Annotated in this window: 1 protein-coding gene (only partly in view); it reads right to left on the bottom strand. The window is 65.4% G+C overall.

Translation table 11 applies throughout. The annotated features are described in order from the left end of the window. On the bottom strand, positions 1 to 21,775 hold the 5' portion of the coding sequence (locus tag IEY47_RS15340; RefSeq protein ID WP_188984206.1) for a VCBS domain-containing protein. The gene continues 10,610 nt to the left of window position 1, outside the view; 21,775 of the gene's 32,385 nt are visible here — the first part of the coding sequence; it begins with the start codon at positions 21,773 to 21,775; its stop codon lies off the left edge, out of view.

Genomic DNA, 21,775 nt, shown 5'->3' with positions numbered 1-21,775 from the left:
TGTCCAGGGTGTAGGTCCAGGCACCGGTCGTAGTGTTGAACGTGAAGGTACCGTAGGTGCCAGTGAGCGTGCCCGTGGCTGGCGCCTGGAAGGTCGCCTGGCCTGCGTCGACATCGCTGACCGCCAGAGTGCCGTTCGCGGTGGGTGACCCGGCGGTGCCGTTATTGATGCCGCCGGCTTCGGTCACGCTGCCGGTGGCCGTACCGCTGATGGTGGCGTTGTCGTTGCTACCGTTGACCGTGACATCGATGACCTTCGACGCCGTGCCATCGGCACTGCTGACGGTCAGGGTGTCATGGGCGACCTGATTGGCGTTGAGGGCCTGTGTGGCGCTGCGGCTGTTGTCGAGCGTGTAGGTCCAGGCGCCGGTCGCGGTATTGAACGTGAAGGTACCGTAGGTGCCGTTGAGCGTGCTGGCGGCTGGCGCCTGGAAGGTCGCCTGGCCCGCGTCGACATCGCTGACGGTCAGGGTGCCGTTGGCGGTCGGCGTACCGGCGGTAGCGTTGCTGACACCACCTGCTTCGGTCACGTTGCCTGTGGCTGTGCCGCTGATGGTGGCGTTGTCGTTGCTGCCGTTGACCGTGACGTCGATGAGCTGCGTCGCGGAGCCGTCGGCACTGGCGACCGTCAGGGTGTCATGGACGACCTGATTGGCGTTGAGGGCCTGTGTGGCGCTGCGGCTGTTATCGAGGGTGTAGGTCCATGCACCGGTCGCGGTGTTGAACGTGAAGGTACCGTAGGTGCCGTTCAGGCTGGCGGCTGCCGGAGCCTGGAAAGTGGCCTGGCCCGCATCGACATCGCTGACGGTAAGAGTGCCACTGGCGTTCGGCGAACCTGCCGTCGCGTTGTTGGCACCACCTGCCTCGGTCACCGTGCCGGTGGCCGTACCTCTGATGGTGGCGTTGTCGTTGGCGCCGTTGACGGTCACGTCGATGAGCTGCGAAGCAGTGCCGTCGGCGCTTGTCACCGTCAGGGTGTCGTGCACGACCTGACCAGCCGTCAGGGCCTGAGTGGCGCTGCGGCTGTTATCGAGTGTGTAGGTCCACACGCCGGTGCCTGTATTGAAGGCAAAGGTGCCGTAGGTGCCGTTAAGGCTGGCAGCAGCCGGAGCCTGGAAGGTGGCCTGGCCGGCGTCCACGTCGCTAACGGCCAGCGTGCCGGTCGCGCTTGGCGTGCCGGAGGTGCCGTTGTTGATGCCGCCCGCTTCGGTGACGGCGCCGGTCGCGGTGCCGCTGATGGCCGCATTGTCGTTGCTGCCGGTGACGGTCACGTCGATAACGCGTGTCGCCGAGCCGTCGAGGCTGGTGACGGTCAGGGTGTCATGCACGGTCTGGCCAGCCGTCAGCGCTTGGGTCGCTGCGCGGCTGTTGTCCAGTGTGTAGGTCCAGGCGCCGCTGGTGGCGTTGAACGTATAGGTACCGTAGGTGCCGTTGAGCGTGCTTGCGGCCGGCGTCTGGAAGCTCGCCTGCCCAGCATCGGCATCGCTGATGGTCAGCGTGCCGTTGGCGGTCGGTGTACCCTCCGTGCCGCTGTTGAGCCCGCCCGCTTCGGTGACTGTGCCCGTGGACGTACCGCCGATCACCGCAGTGTCGTTGGCACCGGTGACGGTGACGTCGATCACCTGCGTTGCCGTGCCATCGGCACTGGCGACGGTCAGGGTGTCATGGGCGATCTGCCCCTCGGTCAAGGCTTGGGTCGCGGTACGGCTGTTATCGAGCGTATAGCTCCACACGCCTGTGCCGGTGTTGAAGGTAAAGGTGCCGTAGGTCCCGTTGAGGCTGGCGGCTGCCGGAGCCTGGAAGGTGGCCTGGCCCGCATCGACATCGCTGACGGTCAGCGTGCCGGTCGCGCTTGGCGCGCCGGCGTTACCGTTGTTGATGCCGCCGGCTTCGGTGACGGCGCCGGTCGCGGTGCCGCTGATGGCTGCGTTGTCGTTGCTGCCGGTAACGGTGACGTCGATCACGCGCGTTGCCGAGCCGTCGAGGCTGGTGACGGTCAGGGTGTCATGCGCTGTCTGGCCAGCCGTCAGGGCTTGGGTCGCTGCACGGCTGTTGTCCAGCGTGTAGGTCCAGGCGCCGCTGGTGGCGTTGAACGTATAGGTACCGTAGGTGCCGTTCAGGCTGGTGCTGGCCGGAGCCTGGAAGCTCGACTGGCCGGCATCCACGTCGGTGACGGTGAGCGTGCCGGACGCGCTTGGCGAGCCGGCAGTGCCATTGTTGATCCCGCCTGCTTCGGTCACGGCACCGGTCGCGGTACCGCCGATCACGGCAGTGTCATTGCTGCCATTGACGGTGACGTCGATGACTTGCATGGCGGTGCCGTCGAGGCTGGTGACGGTCAGGGTGTCATGCACCGCCTGGCCGGCCGTGAGGGCCTGGGTCGCGCCACGGTTGTTATCCAGCGCGTAGGTCCAGGCGCCGGTGCTGGCGTTGAACGTGAAGGTCCCGTAGGTGCCGTTCAGGCTGGCGGAGGCCGGGGCCTGGAAGGCCGCTTCACCCGTGTCGACGTCGCTGACGGTCAGTGTGCCGGACGCGCTTGGAGTACCTGCTGTCGCGTTGTTAAGCCCACCGGCTTCGGTGACCGTGCCGGATGCGTTACCCGTGATGGTGGCGGCGTCATTGGTGCCGTTGATGGTGACGGTCACCGTCTGGCGGCCCGTACCGTCGGCGCTGACCACGGTGAAGCTGTCGGTGACCTGCTGGCCAGCCTTGAGCGCCTGTACGTTTGTCGCGCTGTTGTCGAGGTTGTAGGTCCAGGCGCCGTTGTTGCCGACGCTGAACGTGCCGTAGGTACCCGTCGCGCCACTCTGAGCCTGGAAGCTCGACTGTCCGGCGTCCGGGTCGTTGATGGTGAGCGTACCGGTGGCGCTGGTCTTCACGTCTTCGGTGGTCACGCCAACGGTGGTGCCGCCGATGGTTGGAACGTCGTTGGTACCGGTGATGGTGACGCTGATGACCTGCGTGGTGCCGTCGCTGGTGCGTACAGTGAACTGCTCGACCTTCTCTTGCCCAGCGGCCAGGTACTGCACGCGGCTGTTGTCGACGGAGTAGGTCCAGCTGCCATTGGCAGCGATCGTCAGGTTACCGAGCGTACCGGTGCCGACTGGCGTGCCGTTGCCTTCGACGAAGCCCGCCTGGCCCGCATCGACGTCGGTGACGGTCAGTGCGCCGGTGCTGATCAGACGGCCATTGTCGACATCCAGATCTTCGGTCACGGCGCCGCTGGCGTTGCCGCCGATCACGGCCGCATCGTTGGTGCCGTTGATGGTGACCGTCACCACCTGTGTGGCAGTGCCGTCGAAGCTGGTGACGGTGAAGGTGTCGTAGACCTTCTGGCCTGCTGCCAGCGCCTGCACGTTGGCGGCGCTGTTGTTCAGGTTGTAGGTCCAGGTGCCATCCGCAGCGACGCTGAAGGAACCGTAGGAGCCGGTGCTGTTGCCGGCGAGGAAGCTCGACTCTCCGGTGTCCGCATCGCTGATGGTCAGCGTACCGCGAGCCTGGGTGGTGCCATCCTCGGTGGTTTCGCCGGTAGCGACACCGCCGATCACCGGCACGTCATTGGTACCGGTGATGGTGATGGTCACCGGGGTGCTGACGCTGCCGTCGGCACTGACCACGTTGAAGGTCTCGGTGACGACTTGCCCGCCCTTGAGCGCCTGCACGTTGGCGGCGCTGTTGTTCAGGGTGAAGGTCCAGACGCCGCCAGCATTCACGCTGAAGTTGCCGTAGGTACCGGTCGTGGCGTTCTGCGCGATGAAGGCAGACTGCCCAGCATCGGCGTCGCTGATAGTGAGCGTGCCGGTGGCGCTGGTCTTGACGTCTTCGGTGGCCACGCCGGAGGCAGTGCCGCCGATGGTGGGGATGTCATTGGTCCCGTTGACGGTGACCACGATGTCCTTGGTGGCCGTGCCGTCTGCGCTGGTCACGGTGAAGGTTTCGGTACGGCTCTCGCCGGCGCCGAGGTACTGCACCTTGCTGTTGTCGACGGTGTAGGTCCAGTTGCCGCCGGCGGTGATGGTGAGGCTACCCAGCGGTGTGTCGGTGCCGCGATAGGTCACGGTGCCGGTCTGGAAGACGTTCTCGCCGGTGTCCACATCGCTGACGGTCAACGTACCGGTGGTGGTCAGCTTGCCGCTGGACACGCCGGTGTCTTCGGTGACGGCGCCCGTGGCGTTACCGCTGATGCTCGCCTGATCGTTAGTACCGGTGATGGTGACCACGACGCTGCGGCTCGCGGTGCCATCGATGCTGGTGACGGTGAAGGTATCGGTCACGCGCTGGCCCGCGGTCAACGCCTGGACGTTGGTCGCAACGTTGTTGAGGGTGTACGTCCAGCTGCCATTCGCGGCGACGCTAAAGGAACCGTAGGTGCCGGGCACGTCGGTGCGTGGGGCGACGCCCGCTTCGCCGGTATCGACGTCGGTCACGTCCAGCTTGCCGCTGGCCGTGCGGGTACCGTCTTCGACGACATCGCCCGTACGCGTGCCGCTGATGCTCGCGGCGTCGTTGGTGCCGTTGATGGTTACGGTCACCGCCTGGCTGGCAGTGCCGTCCGCGCTGACCACGGTGAAGGTTTCGGTGACCTGCTGACCGGCCTTGAGGGCCTGGACTTTGGCGTCGCCGTTGTCGAGGTCGTAGGTCCAGCGGCCGTTGGCATCGACGTTGAACGTGCCGTAGGTGCCTTTCACCGCTGCCTGTGGCGCGAACACCGATTCGCCGCGATCCGCGTCAGCGATGGTCAAGGTGCCGCTTTCCTGCAGGCGAGTGTCTTCCGTCACGCTGCCGACGTTGTCGCCGCCAATGGTCGGGACATCGTTGGTGCCGGTGATGGTTACGGTGATCGTCTGTGGCGTGCCGTCAATGGCCGTGACGGTGAAGGTCTCGACCTTGGTCGCGCCCGCACCGAGGTACTGCACGTCGGCGTTGGCAACGCTGTAGCTCCAGGCGCCCGCGCTGTTGATGACCAGTGTGCCGAGGGTGCCGGCGGCTGGTGTTGCGGTGCCAGCGGTGAATACGCCGGCCTGGCCGACGTCCGCGTCGGTGGAGGTCAGTGCGCCGGTGCTCACGAGGTAGCCGCCCGCGTTGACGTTGCGGTCTTCGGTGACCACGCCGCTGGTGTCGCCGCTGATTACTGCTGCATCGTTGGTGCCGTTGATGACCACGGTGATGGTCTGCGTGGCCGAGCCATCGATCGACGCGACGGTATAGGTTTCGGTGCGCGTCTGGCCGGCGCCGAGGTACTGCACGGCGTTGTTGGAAACGCTGTAGCTCCAATGGCCGGCGGCGTCGATGGACAGGCTGCCGAGCGCCGTGGCGACGCCATTGGTGGTGCCGGTGGCACCGGTGAAGGTCACGCTGCCGGTGTTGAACACGCTTTGGCCGGCGTCGAGGTCGCTGACGCTCAGCGTGCCCTCGGTATTCAGGCGGCCGGCGTTGATGGCGGTGTCTTCGGTGACGCTGCCACTCGCGTTGCCGGTGATGGTGGCGGCATCTGCCGTGCCGTGGATGACCACGGTAATGGTTTGCGTGGCGGAGCCGTCTGCCGAGGCCACGGTGTAGGTCTCGGTGCGGGTTTCGTTCGCGTTCAGGTACTGCACACGGGCGTTGTCGACCGTGTAGGTCCAGGTGCCGTTGGCGGTGATCGACAGGTTGCCCAGGGCGGTCGTCACGCCATTGGTGGTGCCGGTGGCACCGGTGTAGGCGACGCTGCCGGTGTTGAACGCGGACTGGCCGGCGTCGGCATCGGACACGTTCAGGCTGCCGGTGGTGGCCAGACGGTTGGCGGTGTCCGCGCCCTGATCTTCCGTCACGTCGCCACGGGCGTTGCCGGTGATGACCGCGGTATCCGCCGTACCGTGCAGGGTAACGGTGATGACCTGGCTCGCCGTGCCGTCCTTCGACGTTACGGTGAAGGTTTCCACACGGGTCTCGCCCGCGTTCAGGTACTGCACCGCGCCGTTGGCGACGGTGTAGGTCCAGGTGCCGTTGGCGGTGATCGACAGGCTGCCCAGGGCGCCGGCATTGTTGTTCGTCGCGCCGGTCGCGTTGTTGAAGACCACGCTGCCGGTGTTGAACACGTTCTCGCCGGTGTCGACATCGGACACCGTCAGGCTGCCGGTGGCGACCAGGTTCTGCGCCGTATCGACGTTGGTGTCTTCAGTCAGATCGCCGACCGGATTGCCGCTGATACGGGCCTCGTCGTTCGTCCCGGTAATGGTGATCTCGATGACCTTGCTGGTGCCATCGACGGCCGTGACGGTGAACTGCTCGACCTTGTTCTCGCCAGCCGCGAGGTATTGCACGGCAGCGTTCGAGACGCTGTAGGTCCAGGCGCCGCCTGCCGTGATGGAAAGCGTGCCCAGCGTGTTGCCCACTGGTGTGGCGTTGCCGATGGTGAAGGCCGCTTGGCCGCTGTCCGCATCGGTGATGGACAGGTTGCCGCTGCTGATCAGGTTGCCATCTGTGGAGACGTCACGGTCTTCGGTCACGCCGCCGACCGCGTTGCCGGTGATCACGGCCGCGTCGTTGGTGCCGGTGATGGTGACTTCGATGGTCTTGGTGGTGCCATCGACACTGGTGACGGTGAAGGTTTCGACCTTGGTTTCGCCCGCGCCGAGGTACTGCACGGCGTTATTGGCGACGCTGTAGCTCCACGCGCCGTTGCTGTCGATGCTCAGGCTGCCGAGGGTACCGGGCGCTGCAATGGCTGCGCCTGGACGGAAACTTGCTTCGCCGGTATCTACGTCGGTGATGGACAGCGTGCCGCCGCTGACGAGTTTGCCGTCGGCGTTGACGTCGCGGTCTTCGGTGACGGTGCCAGTCGCGGCACCGGTGATCACGGCGGCATCGTTGGTGCCGACGATCGTCACGGTCAGGGTCTTGGTGGTGCCGTCGAGGCCCGTGACGGTGAAGGTTTCATCCTTCGTCACGCCCGCGCCGAGGTACTGCACCGCGCTGTTGGCGACGCTGTAAGTCCAGGCGCCTTCGCTATTGATGCTCAGATTGCCGAGGGTGCCTGCCGAAGCCGTGGCCGTGCCCGGACGGAAACTCGCTTCGCCGGTATCGGCGTCGCTGATCGACAGCGAGCCGCTGCTGATCAGGTTGCCACCCGTGGTGACATCCGTGTCTTCGGTCACGCGGCCGGTATCGACGCCGGTGATCACTGCGGCATCGTTGACGCCGGTGATGGTGACGCTGATGGTCTGCGGCGTACCGTCGATTGCGGTGACGGTAAAGGTCTCGACCTTCGTCACGCCCGCGCCGAGGTATTGCACGGCGTCGTTGGCGACGCTGTAGGTCCAGGCGCCATCGCTACCGATGACGAGGCTACCCAGCGTGCCGGTGGGTGCGCTGGCGGTGCCAGGGGTGAACTGGTTGGCTTGGCCGACGTCGGCGTCGGTGGAGGTCAGCATGCCGGTGCTCACCAGCTTGCCGGCGGTCACGCCGCTGTCTTCGGTTACGCCACCGGTGGTCTGGCCACTGATGACGGCCGCATCGTTGGTGCCATTGATGCGGACGGTGATGGTCTGCGTAGCGGAGCCATCCGCCGACGCCACGGTGTAGGTTTCCACGCGGGTTTCGCCCGCGTTGAGGTACTGCACGGCGTCGTTGGAAACGCTGTACGTCCAGCTGCCGGCCGCATTGATCGACAGGCTGCCGAGGGCGGCGGTCACGTTGTTGGTGGCGCCGCTGGCACCGGTGAAGGCCACGCTGCTGGTGTTGAACTGGTTCTGTCCCTGATCCGCATCGCTGACACTCAGGCTGCCGGTGCTGACCAGGTTGTTGGCCGCATCGACGTTGCGATCCTCGGTGAGGTCGCCGAGCGCGTTGCCGCTGATGGTGGCCGCGTCGTTTGTGCCCACGATGGTGACTTCGATGGTCTGCGTAGTGCCATCCGCCGTGGCCACGGTGAAGCGTTCGACCTTGGTTTCGCCTGCGCCAAGGTACTGCACCGCATCATTGGACACGCTGTAGGTCCAGGTGCCGGTCGGGGTGATGGTCAACGAGCCGAGCACGCCAGTGCCGACGGGCGCAGCGCTGGTCGGGACGAAGCGGGCTTCGCCGGTGTCGGCGTCGGTGACGGACAGGTTGCCGGTGCTGACAAGGTTGTTCGCGGTGTTGACGTCAGTGTCTTCGGTGACCGTGCCGCCGGCATTGCCAGTGATCACCGCGGCATCGTTGGTGCCGGTGATGGTGACTTCGATCGTTTTGCTGGTGCCGTCGACGCCCGTGACGGTGAAGGTTTCCGTCTTCGTCTGGCCGGCGCCGAGGTACTGCACGTCGCCGTTGGCGACGCTGTACGTCCAGGTGCCGTTCTCGGTGATGGTCAACACGCCGAGAGTGCCGGTCTGGTTCGGAGTGGCGGTTCCTGCGGTGAAGCGGGCTTCGCCGGTATCCGCGTCGCTGATGGTCAGGCTGCCGGTGCTTACCAGCGTGCCCTGTGCGGTCACGTCGAGATCTTCGGTGACGGCTCCGGTGGCGACGCCATCGATCACGGCGGCGTTGTTGGTGCCAGTGATGCCAACGGTAACGGTGGTGGTGGAACCATCGTTGAGGGTGACGGTGATGCGGTCGTTCACGCTCTGGCCGCCGGCCAGTGCAGTGGCGCGGCCGTCCAGGGTGTAGGTCCAGTTACCACGGGCATCGACGGTCAGGTTGCCGTAATTGCCCGACACGGTGCCGGCATTGAACGCCAGCGCCGGGTTGTCGACATCCGTCGCGGTCAATTGGCCGCTGATCGAAGGCTGCGTCTGCTCGACGACGTTACCGCTTCCGGTGCTGATGACCGGCAGATCGTCGGTACCGGTGACGGTAATGGTGATGGTCGCAGGCTGGCTGACCCCGCCGTTCGAATCGGTCGCGCTGTAGGTGAAGGTAACGGTGCGGCTCTGACCCGCAGGCAGCGCATCGAAGTCAGTGCCGGGGTTGAAGCTGTAGGTGCCGTTCGGGTTGAAGGTCAGCGTGCCGTTGTTGGCACCGACACCGCTCACCAGCTGGTAGCCGACGATGGTGTCGCCGCTGTCCACATCCGTCGCCGCCGGGACCTGCGTGCTGAGAACGGTGTTCTCTTCGGTCGTCACCGTCGCATCGCGGACCACGGGCGTGTCATTGGTGCCCGTGACGGTGATGGTCACGGTCGCAGGCGCACTGACGCCGCCGTTATTGTCGGTGGCGGTGTAGGTGAAGGTCACCTGGCGAGTCTGGCCAACGCCGAGAGCGTTGAAGTCATTGCCCGGGTTGAAGCTGTAGCTGCCGTTGCTGTTGAACGTCAGCGCGCCGTTGCCGCTGCCCAGCCCGTTGACGACCTGGTAGCTGGCGATGGTATCGCCGGTGTCCAGATCGGAAGCGGTCGGAACGTTGGCGTTGAAGCTGGTGTTCTGGCTTGTGGATTCCGAGGATGCAGTCACCGCCGGCACATCGTTGGTGCCGAGTACGTTGACGGTGATCTGCTGCGTGGTGCCGTCGGCACTGCGCACGGTAAAGGTTTCCTGGACGGACTGACCCTGTGCCAGCGCCTGCACATTGGCGGCGCTGTTGTTCAGGGTGTAGGTCCAGGCGCCCGTGCTGTTCACGCTGAACTGGCCGTAGGTGCCCGCCGTGTTGACCTGCGGCTGGAAGCTGTTCTGGCCCGCGTCCGGATCGGTGGCAGTCAGGTTGCCGCTGGCGGCGGTGCGCACGTCTTCCTGCACGTTGCCGACAAAATCGCCGGTGATCACCGCGGCATTGTTGGTGCCGGTGATGCCGACAGTGACAGTGGTGGTGGAGCCATCATTCAGGGTGACGGTGATGACATCGCTGGCTGCCTGGCCGGCGGTGAGCGCATCGGCGCGGCTATCCAGCGTGTAGGTCCACTGGCCGGCGGCGTTGACCACAAGGCTGCCGTAGCTACCAGAAAGGGTGCCGTCGACGAAGGCCAGGGCCGGATTGTCGACGTCGGTCGCCGTTAGCTGGCCACTGATAGAAGGCTGCGTCTGCTCAACGACAGTGCCGCTACCGGTGCTGATGACGGGAAGGTCATCGGTACCGGTGACGGTGATGGTGATCGTCGCAGGTTGGCTGACCCCGCCGTTCGAATCGGTGGCGGTGTAGGTGAAGGTGACGGTACGGCTTCCGCCTGCTGGCAGGGCATCGAAGTCGGTACCTGGGTTGAAGCTGTAGGTACCGTTGGCGTTGAAGGTAAGGGTGCCGTTGCCAGCGCCTACACCTGTAGCCAGTTGGTAGCTGCTGATGAGGTCGCCGGTGTCGATGTCGGTCGCGCTCGGAACCACGCCTTCGAGCACGGTATTTTCGCCGGTCGTAGCGTCGCTCACGTCGGTGACGCGCGGCACGTCATTAGTGCCCTGCACGGTGATCGTGACCTGCTGCGCGGTGCCGTCGGCGCTGCGTACCGTGAAGGTTTCGCTGACGGATTGACCCTGCGCCAGCGCCTGCACGTTGGCTGCCGCGTTGTTCAGGGTATAGGTCCAGGCGCCGGATTCGTTGACGCTGAAGGTGCCGTAGGTGCCAGCCGTTCCCGGCTGTACCTGGAAGCGGCTTTCGCCTGCGTCGGCGTCAGTCACGTCCAGCTTGCCGCTGGCGGTGACAGTGGTGTCTTCCTTGGTCAGGCCGGTGGTGTCGCCGCTGATTGAGGCGACGTTGTTGCTGCCGGTGATGGCCACAGTGACGGTGGTGGTCGAGCCGTCGTTCAGGCGAACGGTGACCGTGTCCGTGACGTTCTGGTTGGCGGTGAGCGCGTTGGCGCGGCCGTCCAGGGTGTAGGTCCATTGACCATTGGTGCCCAGAACCAGGTTGCCGTAGTTGCCTTGCACGGTGCCGGCGACGAACGCGAGGTTCGGGTTGTCGACATCGGTAGCGGTCAGCGTGCCGCTGGCGCTCGGCTGTGCCTGCTCGATGACCGAGCCGGCGCCGCTGCTGATCACCGGCGCGTCGTCGGTGCCGATCACGGTGATGGTGACGGTGGCGGGCTGGCTGACCCCGTTGTTGGCGTCCGTGGCGGTGTAGGTGAAGGTGACGGTACGGGTCGCGCCAGCGGCCAGCGCATCGAAATCGGTACCCGGATCGAAGCGGTAGCTGCCGTCCGCGTTGAAGGTGAGGGTGCCGTTGCCAGCGCCTACACCGGTAGCCAGCTGATAGCCGGTAATGCGGTCGCCGGTGTCGATGTCGGTCGCGGTCGGTACCACGCCCTGGAGCACGGTGTTCTCGCCGGTCTCTGCCGTCTGCGCACTCACCACCGGCACATCGTTGGTGCCGTTGAGGGTCACGGTGACGATATGTGTCGTGCCGTCCACGGTACGAACGGTGAAGGATTCCTGGACGGATTGACCCTGTCCCAGCGCTTGCACGCTGGCAGCGCTGTTGTTCAGCGTGTAGGACCAGGTGCCGTTGGTAGCGAGGGTGAAGGTGCCCTGTGGCGTCGTGGACGTCTGGGCGGCAAATGCCGCCTGGTTCGCATCCGGGTCGGTAACGGTCAGTTGCGCACCGACGCGGGTGGTGCCGTCTTCGGTCACGGCACCGCTGTCGACGCCGCCGATGACGGCACGGTCGTCCTGGCCATCGATGACGATGCGCACCTGATGCGGCGTGCCGTCGACGCTGGCGACGGTGAAGGTCTGGACAACCTGCTGGCCGGTGACGAGCGCCTGCACGGCTGGCGAGGCATTGTTCAGCGTGTAGGTCCAGTTGCCGGCAGCGTTGATGGTGAAGGTGCCATAGGCGTTGGTCACGCCCGACTGCGGCTGGAATTCCGCCTGGCCGGCATCGCTGTCATCCACCGCGAGATTGCCGCTGGCGACGGTGGTGCCGTCTTCCGCGACGCGCCCCTGATCGTCGCCGGTGATCACGGCATTGCTGTTGGTACCCGTGATGCCGAGGGTAACGGTCGTGGTCGAGCCATCGTTGAGCGTGACGGTGATCGTGTCGTTGGCCGTCTGGCCAGCGGTCAATGGGTCGGCGCGCTCATCGAGGGTGTAGGTCCACTTGCCGGTGGCATCGAGCACCAGGCTGCCGTAACTGCCGTTCAGGGTGCCGGGGACGAATGCGAGGTTCGGGTTGTCCACGTCGGTCGCGCTGAGCTGGCCGGAGGCGCTCGGGCTGGTGGACTCGATCACATCGCCACTGCCGACGCTGATCACCGGTAGGTCATCGGTGCCGGTCACGCGGATGGTGACGGTTGCCGGCAGGCTGACGCCGCCGTTCGAATCGGTGGCGGTGTAGGTGAAGGTCACATCGCGAGATTCACCGGCCGGCAGGCTGTCGAAGTCGCGGCCCGGTGTGAAGGTGAACGCGCCCGTGCTGCTGTTGAAGCTCAGCGTGCCGTTGCCGGTGCCCAGATCACGGACGAGCGTGTAGGCGGCGATGGTGTCGCCCGCATCGACGTCGGTCGGAGTCGGCACATTGCCGCTGACCGGGGTGTTTTCCTCGGTGGTTACGCTTGTGCCGCTGACCACGGGCACGTCGTTGCTGCCCTTGACCGTGACGGTCACGGTCTGCGCGGTGCCGTCCGCGCTGCGGACGGTGAAGGATTCCTGGACGGATTGACCCTGTGCCAGCGCCTGGACGCTCGGCGAAGCGTTGTTCAGCGCGTAGGTCCAGCGGCCGCCTTCGGTGAGAGTGAAGGTGCCGTAGTCGGTGCTCTGGGTCTGGGCCTGGAACACGGCCTGACCGGCGTCCGGGTCGCTGACTGTGAGTTGTTCACTGACTGTCGAAACGGCCGCGTCCTCGGTGACTTCACCGGTACGGGTGCCGCTGATTACCGCGATATCGTCGGCGCCGTTGACGTTCACTATCACCTGATGTGTCGTGCCGTCGGCACTGGTGACCGTGAAGGTTTCGGTGACACGTTGGCCGCTGATCAGCGCCTGTACGTTGGCCGCGCTGTTGTTCAGCGCATAGCTCCAAACGCCATCCGTGCCGACGCTGAAGGTGCCGTAGGTACCCGCCGTGGATGGCTGGGCGACGAACACGGCCTGATCTGCGTCAGGATCGACGATGCTCAGGGTGCCGCCGGTGGTGAGCGTGCCGTCTTCGGTCACGCTGCCGCTGTCGCTGCCGCCGATACGGGCAGCATCATCCGCACCGTTGATGGTGACGGTGACTTGATGTGTGGTGCCGTCGGCGCTGGTGACGGTGAAGCTGTCGGTTACGCGCTGTCCGCTGACCAGTGCCTGCACATTGGCTGCGGCGTTGTTCAGCTGATAGGACCATGCGCCGTTCGCATCGACCGTGAAGCGGCCGTAGGTGCCGTCGGTTGCAGGTTGCGCGACGAAGGTCGCTTCGCCCGCATCCGCATCGCTGATGGTCAAGGTGCCGCTGGTGCGTTGGGTGCCGTCCTCGGTGACTTCACCCTGATCCGCGCCGCCGATGACCGCACGGTTGTTGGTGCCGGTGATGCCGATGGAGGCGGTGGTGGTCGAGCCGTCGTTCAACGTTACGGTCACGCTGTCGGTGACCTGCTGGCCGGCGGTGAGACGATCGGCGTTGCTGTTGAGCGTGTAGGTCCAGGTGCCGTCGGCATTGACGACGAGCCCGCCATAGGTGCCATTCAGGGTGCCGGCGTTGAATGCCAGCGCCGGGTTGTCGACGTCGGTCGCCGTCAGCTGGCCGCTGATAGAGGGCTGTGTCTGCTCGACGACCGTGCCGCTGCCGGTGCTGATGACGGGCAGGTCGTCGGTGCCGGTGACGGTGATGGTGATCGTCGCAGGCGCGCTGACTCCGCCGTTCGAATCGGTAGCGGTGTAAGTGAAGGTGACCTGGCGCGAGGCGCCTGCCGCCAGGGCGTCGAAGTCGGTACCGGGGTTGAAGCGGTAGCTTCCATCGCTGTTGAACGTGAGGCTGCCGTTGTTGACGCCAAGCCCGTTCACCACTTGATAGCTGACGATGGTGTCGCCTGCGTCCACATCGGCGGCGGCTGGAACGCGACCATCGATGATCGGCGTGTTCTCTTCGGTGGTGCGGCTGTCGTTGCTTACCCTCGGCAGATCATTGGTGCCATCGATGGTCACGGTGATCTGCTGCAGGGTGCCGTCAGCGGCGCGTACGTTGAACGTATCGGAGACGGATTGACCCTGTGCCAGCGCCTGAACGCGCGTCGAGGTGTTGTCCAGCGTGTACGTCCAGCGGCCATCGGTGCCGACACTGAAGCTGCCGTAGGTGCCCTGGGTATCGGTTTGTGCCTGGAAGTTTTCCTGACCGGCATCGGCATCGCTGATGGTCAGCTGGCCGCTGGTGACGGTCTTGAGGTCTTCCTGGGCTGTGCCGGTGATGTCGCCGCCGATCACGGCAGCATCGTTGGTGCCGGTGATTGTGACGGTAATGTCCTGGGTGGCGGTGCCGTCCGCCGAGGTCACGCGGAACACTTCGGTACGGGTTTCGCCCGCGCCAAGGTACTGCACGGCGCTATTGGCGACGTTGTAGGTCCACTGGCCATTGGCGGTGATGGTCAATTGGCCCAGTGCGCTGTCGCTGCCCTGGTAAACGACCGAGCCGGTACGGAACACGGCTTCGCCGGTATCGACGTCACGGACGACGAGTGTGCCGCTGGTGCTTAGGGTAGGTGCTGCGCTGTCTTCGAGGACGTCACCGGTAGCCTGGCCGGTGATGCTGGCCGCGTTGTTGGTGCCGGTGATGTCGAGGGTGACGGTGGTCGTCGAACCATCGTTCAGGCGCACGGTGATCGTGTCGCTGACGCTCTGGCCCGCGATGAGCGAGTCGGCGCGGCTGTCGAGGGTGTAGGTCCAGTTGCCACGGGCGTCGACGATCAGGCTGCCGTAGTTGCCGCCGACGGTGGCTGGCGTGAAGGCCAGATTCGGGTTGTCGACGTCGGTCGCTGTGAGTACGCCGCTGGCGCTCGGCTCGGTCTGCTCGACAACGGAGCCACTGCCGGTGCTGATCACCGGCAGGTCGTCGGTACCCGTCACGGTGATGGTGACGGTCGCCGGCGCGCTGACGCCGCCGTGGTTATCGGTGGCGGTGTAGGTGAAGGTGACCTGGCGCGAGTCACCCGCTGCCAGCGCATCGAAGTCGCGCCCTGGCGTGAAGGTGTAGCTACCGTTGGTGTTGAACACCAAGGTGCCGTTGTTCGGGCCTAGGCCGGTGACGAGCCCGTAACCCGTGATGGTGTCGAGCGTGTCGGTATCGGTCGCGACCGGCACCTGGCCGGTGATCGCGGTGTTCTGGTCGGTGGCGGAGCTGGCGGAGCTCACGGAAGGCAGGTCGTTGCTGCCGTTGACCGTGACCACGACCTGATGAAGCGTGCCGTCGGCAGTGCGGACGTTGAACGTATCGGAGACGGATTGACCCTGTGCCAGCGCCTGGACTTGCGTCGAGGCGTTGTCCAGCGTGAAGGTCCAGGTGCCGTCGGCGGCAATGCTGAAGCGTCCGTAGGTGCCTTGTGTGTTCGTTTGTGCCTGGAAGCTGCTCTGGCCAGCATCGGGGTCGCTGACGGTGAGGCGGTCGCCCACTGTGAGCACGGCCGCATCTTCGGTGATCGTAGCGGTATCGACGCCAGCGATGACCGGCGTATCGTCACGGCCATCGATGGTGACGACCACCTGGTGCACGGTGCCATCGGCACTCTGCACATTGAAGGTTTCGGTGAGGCGGTCCGTGGCGACCAATGCCTGAACCGCCGGGGAGGCGTTGTTCAGGGTGTAGGTCCACGCGCCGTTGGTGCCGACGGTAAAACTGCCGTAGGTCGTGGTGACGGTGTTCGCCTGGAAGCTGTTCTGGCCTGCATCCGCATCGGTCGCGATCAGCGTGCCTTCGGCAACGAGGGTGCCGTCTTCGGCCACTGCGCCGCGGTCGTCACCGGTGATCACGGCGGCATCGTTGGTGCCGCGAATGACGACGGTGATGTCCTGCGTGGCGGTGCCATCGACCGAGGTGACGCGGAAGACTTCGGTGCGGGTTTCGCCCGCGCCGAGGTACTGCACGGCGGCATTGGATACGTTGTAGGTCCAGGTACCGGCAGCCGTGATGGTCAGGGTGCCGAGCGCGGTGCCGACACCGTTGGTGGTGCCTGTGGCGCCCTGGTAGCTGACGTTGCCAGTGTTGAATACGTTCTCGCCGGTGTCGACATCGCTGACCGTCAGCTCGCCGCTGGTGGTCAGGGTCGTGGGCGTGGCGTCTTCGGTGACCTGACCGAACGCGTTACCGCTGATGGTGGCGACGTCGTTGCTGCCGGTCACGGTGATGACCAGTTCGGCGGTGTCGGTGCCGCCCTGACCATCGCTGATGGTGTAGGTGAAACGATCCTGGCCGGTGACATTCGCCGGCAGGCGAGCGGCGTTGTTGGCGACGTAGGTGTAGCTGCCGTCGGCGTTGAGCGTCAGTTGACCGTAGGCGCCGTTCAGCGCGGTGCCCAGGCTGCCAGCGGTGCCGGTCGCGCTCTCGGCGCCGGTGCGCACGTCGGTGACGGTCAGGGTGTCACGGTCGATGTCCGTGTCGTTGCCCAGCACACTGGCCGGCGCGGTGGTGCCGCCCTGAATCACGGCCGCGTTGTCGTTGACGGCGACCGGCGCGTCGTTTGTGCCGAGTACGGTGACGTCGATGGTGCGTGTCGTGCCATCCGCCGTGGTGACGGTGAAGCTGTCGACCACACGGTCCGTCGCTTTCAACGCCTGCACGTTGGCGGCAGCGTTGTTCAGCGTGTAGGTCCAGGAACCGTTCGTGCCGAGAGTCAGCGAGCCATAGGTGCCCGGAGCGTTCTGCTGGGCGACGAAGCTCGATTGGCCTGCGTCGGCATCCTCGATGGTGAGTTGGCCCGAAGTCGTGGTGACACGGTCTTCCAGCGTCGAGCCTGCGGTGTCGCCGCCGATCAGCGGAGCATCGGCCGTGCCGACGATCGTGACGCTGATGGTTTGCGTGGCGGTACCGTCCGCTGAGGTCACGGTGAAGCGTTCGACGCGGGTTTCGTTCGCGTCGAGGAAACGTACGGATTCGTTCGGGACGCTATAGGTCCAGCTGCCGTTCGGGCTGATGGTCAATTGGCCGAGCGGTGCGCCATTGCCCTGGAAGGTGACGGAATCCGGGCGTACCACGTTCTCGCCGGTGTCGACGTCGCTGACGTTCAGCTGGCCGTTGGCGGTGAGGGTTGGCGTAGCGTTGTTCTGCTCGACCTGCCCCAACGACTGGCCGGTGATGGTCGCGGCGTTGTTGGTGCCGGTGATGCCAATGGTGACGGTCGTGGTCGAGCCATCGTTGAGGGTGACGGTCAGTGTGTCGCTGGCGGTTTGCCCAGCGCGCAGGCTGTCGGCATTGCCGTTCAGGGCGTAGGTCCAGTTGCCGTTCGTGTCGACGCTCAGGCTGCCATAGGCACCGGCGACAGTGCCGGGGTTGAAGGCCAGGGTCGGGTTGTCGGCATCGGTGGCGGTCAGAACGCCGCTGATGCTCGGTTGCGTCTGCTCGACGACGGTGCCTGTGCCGACGCTGATGATCGGAGCATCGTCAGTGCCGGTAACGAGGAAGGTGGCGCTCTGGGTGACGGTACCGCCATGGTTGTCGCTGATGGTGTAGTTCACCACGACAGGGCGCTGCTCGCCGGCAGCGAGGTTCTGGTACGCCGCGTTGCTCGGATCGATCGTCAGGCGGTGCGTGACCGGGTCGTAGGTGACACCTGCCGGCAGCGTCGCGGGCAGGTTGATAACGCTGAGCGTGTCACCCGTGTCGACGTCGCGGGCACCGGTCAGCAGGTCGAGGCTGACGGGCTGGCCATCTTCCGTCGCTGGCGCGGAAAGGGCGGACGCGACCGTCGGTGCGTCGTTGGTGCCGTTGATGGTGATCGTCAAGGTCGAGCTGGCGGTGCCGCCCTGGCCATCGCTGACGCTGTAGGTGATCTGCGTGGTGGCCTGCTGGCCGACGGCCAGGCTGTCGAAGGCGGTACCGGGGTTGAAACGGTAGCTGCCGTCGGCATTGAGCACGAAGGTACCGCCGGTGGAGCCGGTAATGGCTTGGCCGACACTGCCCGCGTTGCCGTTGACCGCACTGACGGTCAGCGTGGTGTTGTCATCGACGTCGGTGTCGTTGCTCAGCACGCCGTTGGCCGCGTCGACGCTAAGGGCGTCGTTCTCGCCCGTGGTGTTCACGTCAGCGCGCGCGACCGGCACGTCATTTGTTCCGGTGACGGTGATCTGCAGCGTGGTGGTGCTGGTCGCACCCAGCGCATCGGTGACCGTCAGCGGGATGTTCAGGACCAGCTTGGTGCCTGCGGCCAGCGAGTCGTAGGCGCGGTTGCTCGGATCGAAGCTCCAGGTGCCGTTCGGTTGCAGGCTGAAACCAGCATCGCTGGCAGTAGTGGAGAAGGCCAGCGGCGTACCGGCCGGCTGGTCGACATCGCTCGCGGTGAGCTGGTCGCGGATTGTGGCGTCACCCTCGAGAACATCCCGCGGGGCAACGGTATCGATCACCGGCGCATCGTTGGTGCCGGTGACGATGAAGGTTGCGCTCTGGGCAACGGTGCCGCCCTGGCCGTCGCTGACGGTGTAGTTCACGACCACGGGGCGTTGCTCGCCCTCCGCCAGGTTCTGGAAGGCGGCATCGGTCGGGTCAAGAGTCAGCGTGTGCGTGGTGGCGTTGTAGGTCACGCCCGCCGGTAATGTGGCGGGCAGGCCGATGACGCTCAGCGTCGTGCCAGCGTCCGGGTCGCTTGCGCCTTGCAGCAGGTCGAGACTGACGCGTGCGCCGTCTTCGGTGGCAGGCGCCGAGAGCGCAGCCGCGACCGTCGGCGCATCGTTGGCGCCGTTGACGGTGACCGTGAGGGTCGAAGTGGCGGTTCCGCCCTGGCCGTCACTGACGGTGTAGCGAACCTGCGTGGTCGCGCTCTGATTGGCGCCAAGGCTATTGAACGCCGTCCCTGGATTGAAGCTGTAGCTGCCGTCGGCATTGAGCACGAAGGTGCCGCCGTTGGAGCCGGTGATGCCCGTGCCGACATTGGCCGCAGCGCCGTTCACTTCACTGACGCGCAGCACGGTGCCGTCATCGGCATCGGTGTCGTTGCTCAGCACGCCGCTGGTGGCGCCGACAGTGATCGCCTGGTTCTGGCCGGTCTCGTTGATGTCAGCATTGGCGACCGGCAGGTCATTGGTGCCGGTGATGGTGACTTGCAGCGTCGTGGTGCTCGTCGCGCCAAGTGCATCGGTCACGGTCAGCGGAATATCGAGAACGAGCTTGGTGCCAGCCGGCAGGTGGTTGTAGGCCGTGTTGCTTGGATCGAACGACCAGGCGCCGTTCTGTGCTAGCTCGAAACCGGCAGGCGCAGGGTTGCTGGTGGTGAACACCAGCGGCGTGCCGGCAGGCTGGTCGACATCGGTGGCGCTCAACTGACCGCTGACGGTGACGCCACCTTCGTTGACCGCTAGTGGGCCAACAGCAGCGATGACCGGCGCGTCGTTGGTGCCGGTCACCGTGATGGTGACGGTGGCAGGCGCACTGATGCCACCAGCGGCATCGGTCGCGGTATAGGTGAAAGTCACTTGACGCGATTGCCCCTGCGCCAGTGCATCGAAATCGGTGCCGGGGTTGAAGCGGTAACTGCCGTCGTTGTTCAGCGTCACGCTGCCGTTGCCAGCGCCCAGGTTATCGACGATCTGGTAAGCGACGATGCGGTCGCCGCTGTCGATATCGGTCGGCGTCGCTACACGGGCGTCGAGGACGGCGTTTTCCGTCGTGGTCCGGGCATCGGCGTACACGACAGGCACATCGTTGGCGCCGATGACCGTGACAGTCACCTGCTTTGCGGTACCGTCCGCGCTCCGCACGGTGAAGACTTCCTGAACGGATTGACCTTCGCGCAGCGCCTGCACGTTGGCCGCAGCGTTATTCAGGGTGTAGGTCCAGGTACCGTTGGTAGCCAGGCTGAAACTGCCGTACGCACCGGCTGTTCCAGTCTGTGCCTGGAAGCTGTTCTGGCTCGCATCTGCATCGCTGACCGTCAGCGCGCCACTGGAGACAAGAGTACCGTCTTCCTGGACCTGACCCGCAAGGTCGCCAGCGATCACGGCAGCGTTGTTCACGCCGACGATGACCACGGTGATGTCATGCGTGGCCGTGCCATCGGCGGACGTCACGGTGAAGGTTTCGGTGCGGGTTTCGCCTGCATTGAGGTACTGCACGGCGCCGTTCGTGACCTGATAGGTCCACTGGCCATCGGTCGTGATGGTCAGGCTGCCCAGCGGTGTGTCCGTGCCTTTATAGGCGCCGGCACCAGGACGGAAGACGTTCTCGCCCAGATCGACATCGCTGACCCGCAGCGTGCCGCTGCTGGTGAGTGTGGCGGCTGTGTTCTCGACGACACGGCCGCTGTCCTGCCCGCTGATGCTGGCAGCGTTGTTGGTGCCGGTGATGTTGACCGTGACGGTGGTGGTCGAGCCGTCGTTCAGGCGCACGCTGATGACTTCACTCGTGCGCTGGCCTGCGGTCAGGACGTCCGCGCGGCTGTCGAGCGTGTAGGTCCAGCGGCCATCGGCGGCTACTTGCAGTTGGCCGTATGCGCCATTGACCGTGCCTGCATTGAAGGCAAGGGCGGGGTTGTCCACGTCCGAGGCACTGAGCTGGCCGTCGATGGACGGTTGTGTACGCTCGACCACCGCACCGGTGCCGCTGCTGATGACGGGTGCATCGTCGGCACCGATCACAGTGATGGTGACGGTCGCAGGCGCACTGACGCCGCCATTACTGTCGGTGGCGGTGTAGGTGAAGGTGACCTGGCGCGTCTGGCCGGCGGCCAGGCTGTCGAAGTCGGTGCCGGGCTCGAAGCGATACGAGCCGTCAGCGTTGAAGGTCAGGGTGCCGTTACCGGTGCCCAAGTCACGCACAACGTCGTAACGGGCGACGGTGTCGCCGGTATCGACATCGGTCGCGGTCGGCACACGGCCATCGAATGCGGTGTTCTCACCTGTGCTGCGTGCGGCTGCGCTGACCACGGGCACGTCGTTGGTGCCTTGCACGGTCACGGTGATCGTTTGTGTAGTGCCGTCCGCGCTGCGCACGGTGAAGGTTTCAGTGACTTGCTGATTTTGTGCAAGCGCTTGCACATTCGGCGCGGCGTTGGTGAGCGTGTAGACCCAACGGCCATCGTTCGTGATGCTGAAAACGCCGTAGGTGCCTGCCGTGCCTGTTTGTGCAACGAAGCTCGATTGGCCTGCGTCGGGATCGTTGACGACCAACAGACCAGACGCGGAATACACCACATCTTCCTGAGTGTTGCCGGCGATATCGCCGGTGATCTCCGCCGGAGTGTTCGGCGTCGTAGGTGTTGTCGGAGTGGTTGGTGTGACTGGCGTGGTCGTGCCCTGAGTGGACGAGTCTGCCGTGGTGCCCACGCGTTGTTCGTCTGCCGCACGCGCGTTAGGCAGGCCGATGGTCACGTAACCCACGTTCGGTGCCACGCGCGCCGCCGTCAGCGACAGGTTAACGATGCTGTGGCTGCCCCCTGCGCTGCCCCCGCCCGTTGTTTGCCCTGCGGCTGTTGGATCGAGTACTTGCGTCGGGTCCTGCCCCTCGGCGATCGCCTGTTGCAGCGCTTCGATGTCAGTGTTCGGGTCCGCAGTCGCCAGCGACGTACTGCCTGCGCCTGCGTCCGAGGCGACCCACTGGCTGTCGCGCCCCATGTCCAGCGTGCGCCCGTCGGCCAGGGTGATCGAGACCGCACCATCGGCGCCAGTCACGATTTCCTCGCCCGCCATAATGCGATCGCCTTCGATCAGCGCCCGACGAACACCGTCAAGGCCGATGACATATACCTGGCCGACGATACGGGAAACGACACCGACGAGACTGCTCAT

The organism is Pseudomonas matsuisoli (assembly GCF_014647635.1).
In the GTDB taxonomy this organism is placed as follows: Bacteria; Pseudomonadota; Gammaproteobacteria; order Pseudomonadales; family Pseudomonadaceae; genus Pseudomonas_P; species Pseudomonas_P matsuisoli.
This window is presented reverse-complemented; position numbering and strand designations above follow the sequence as displayed.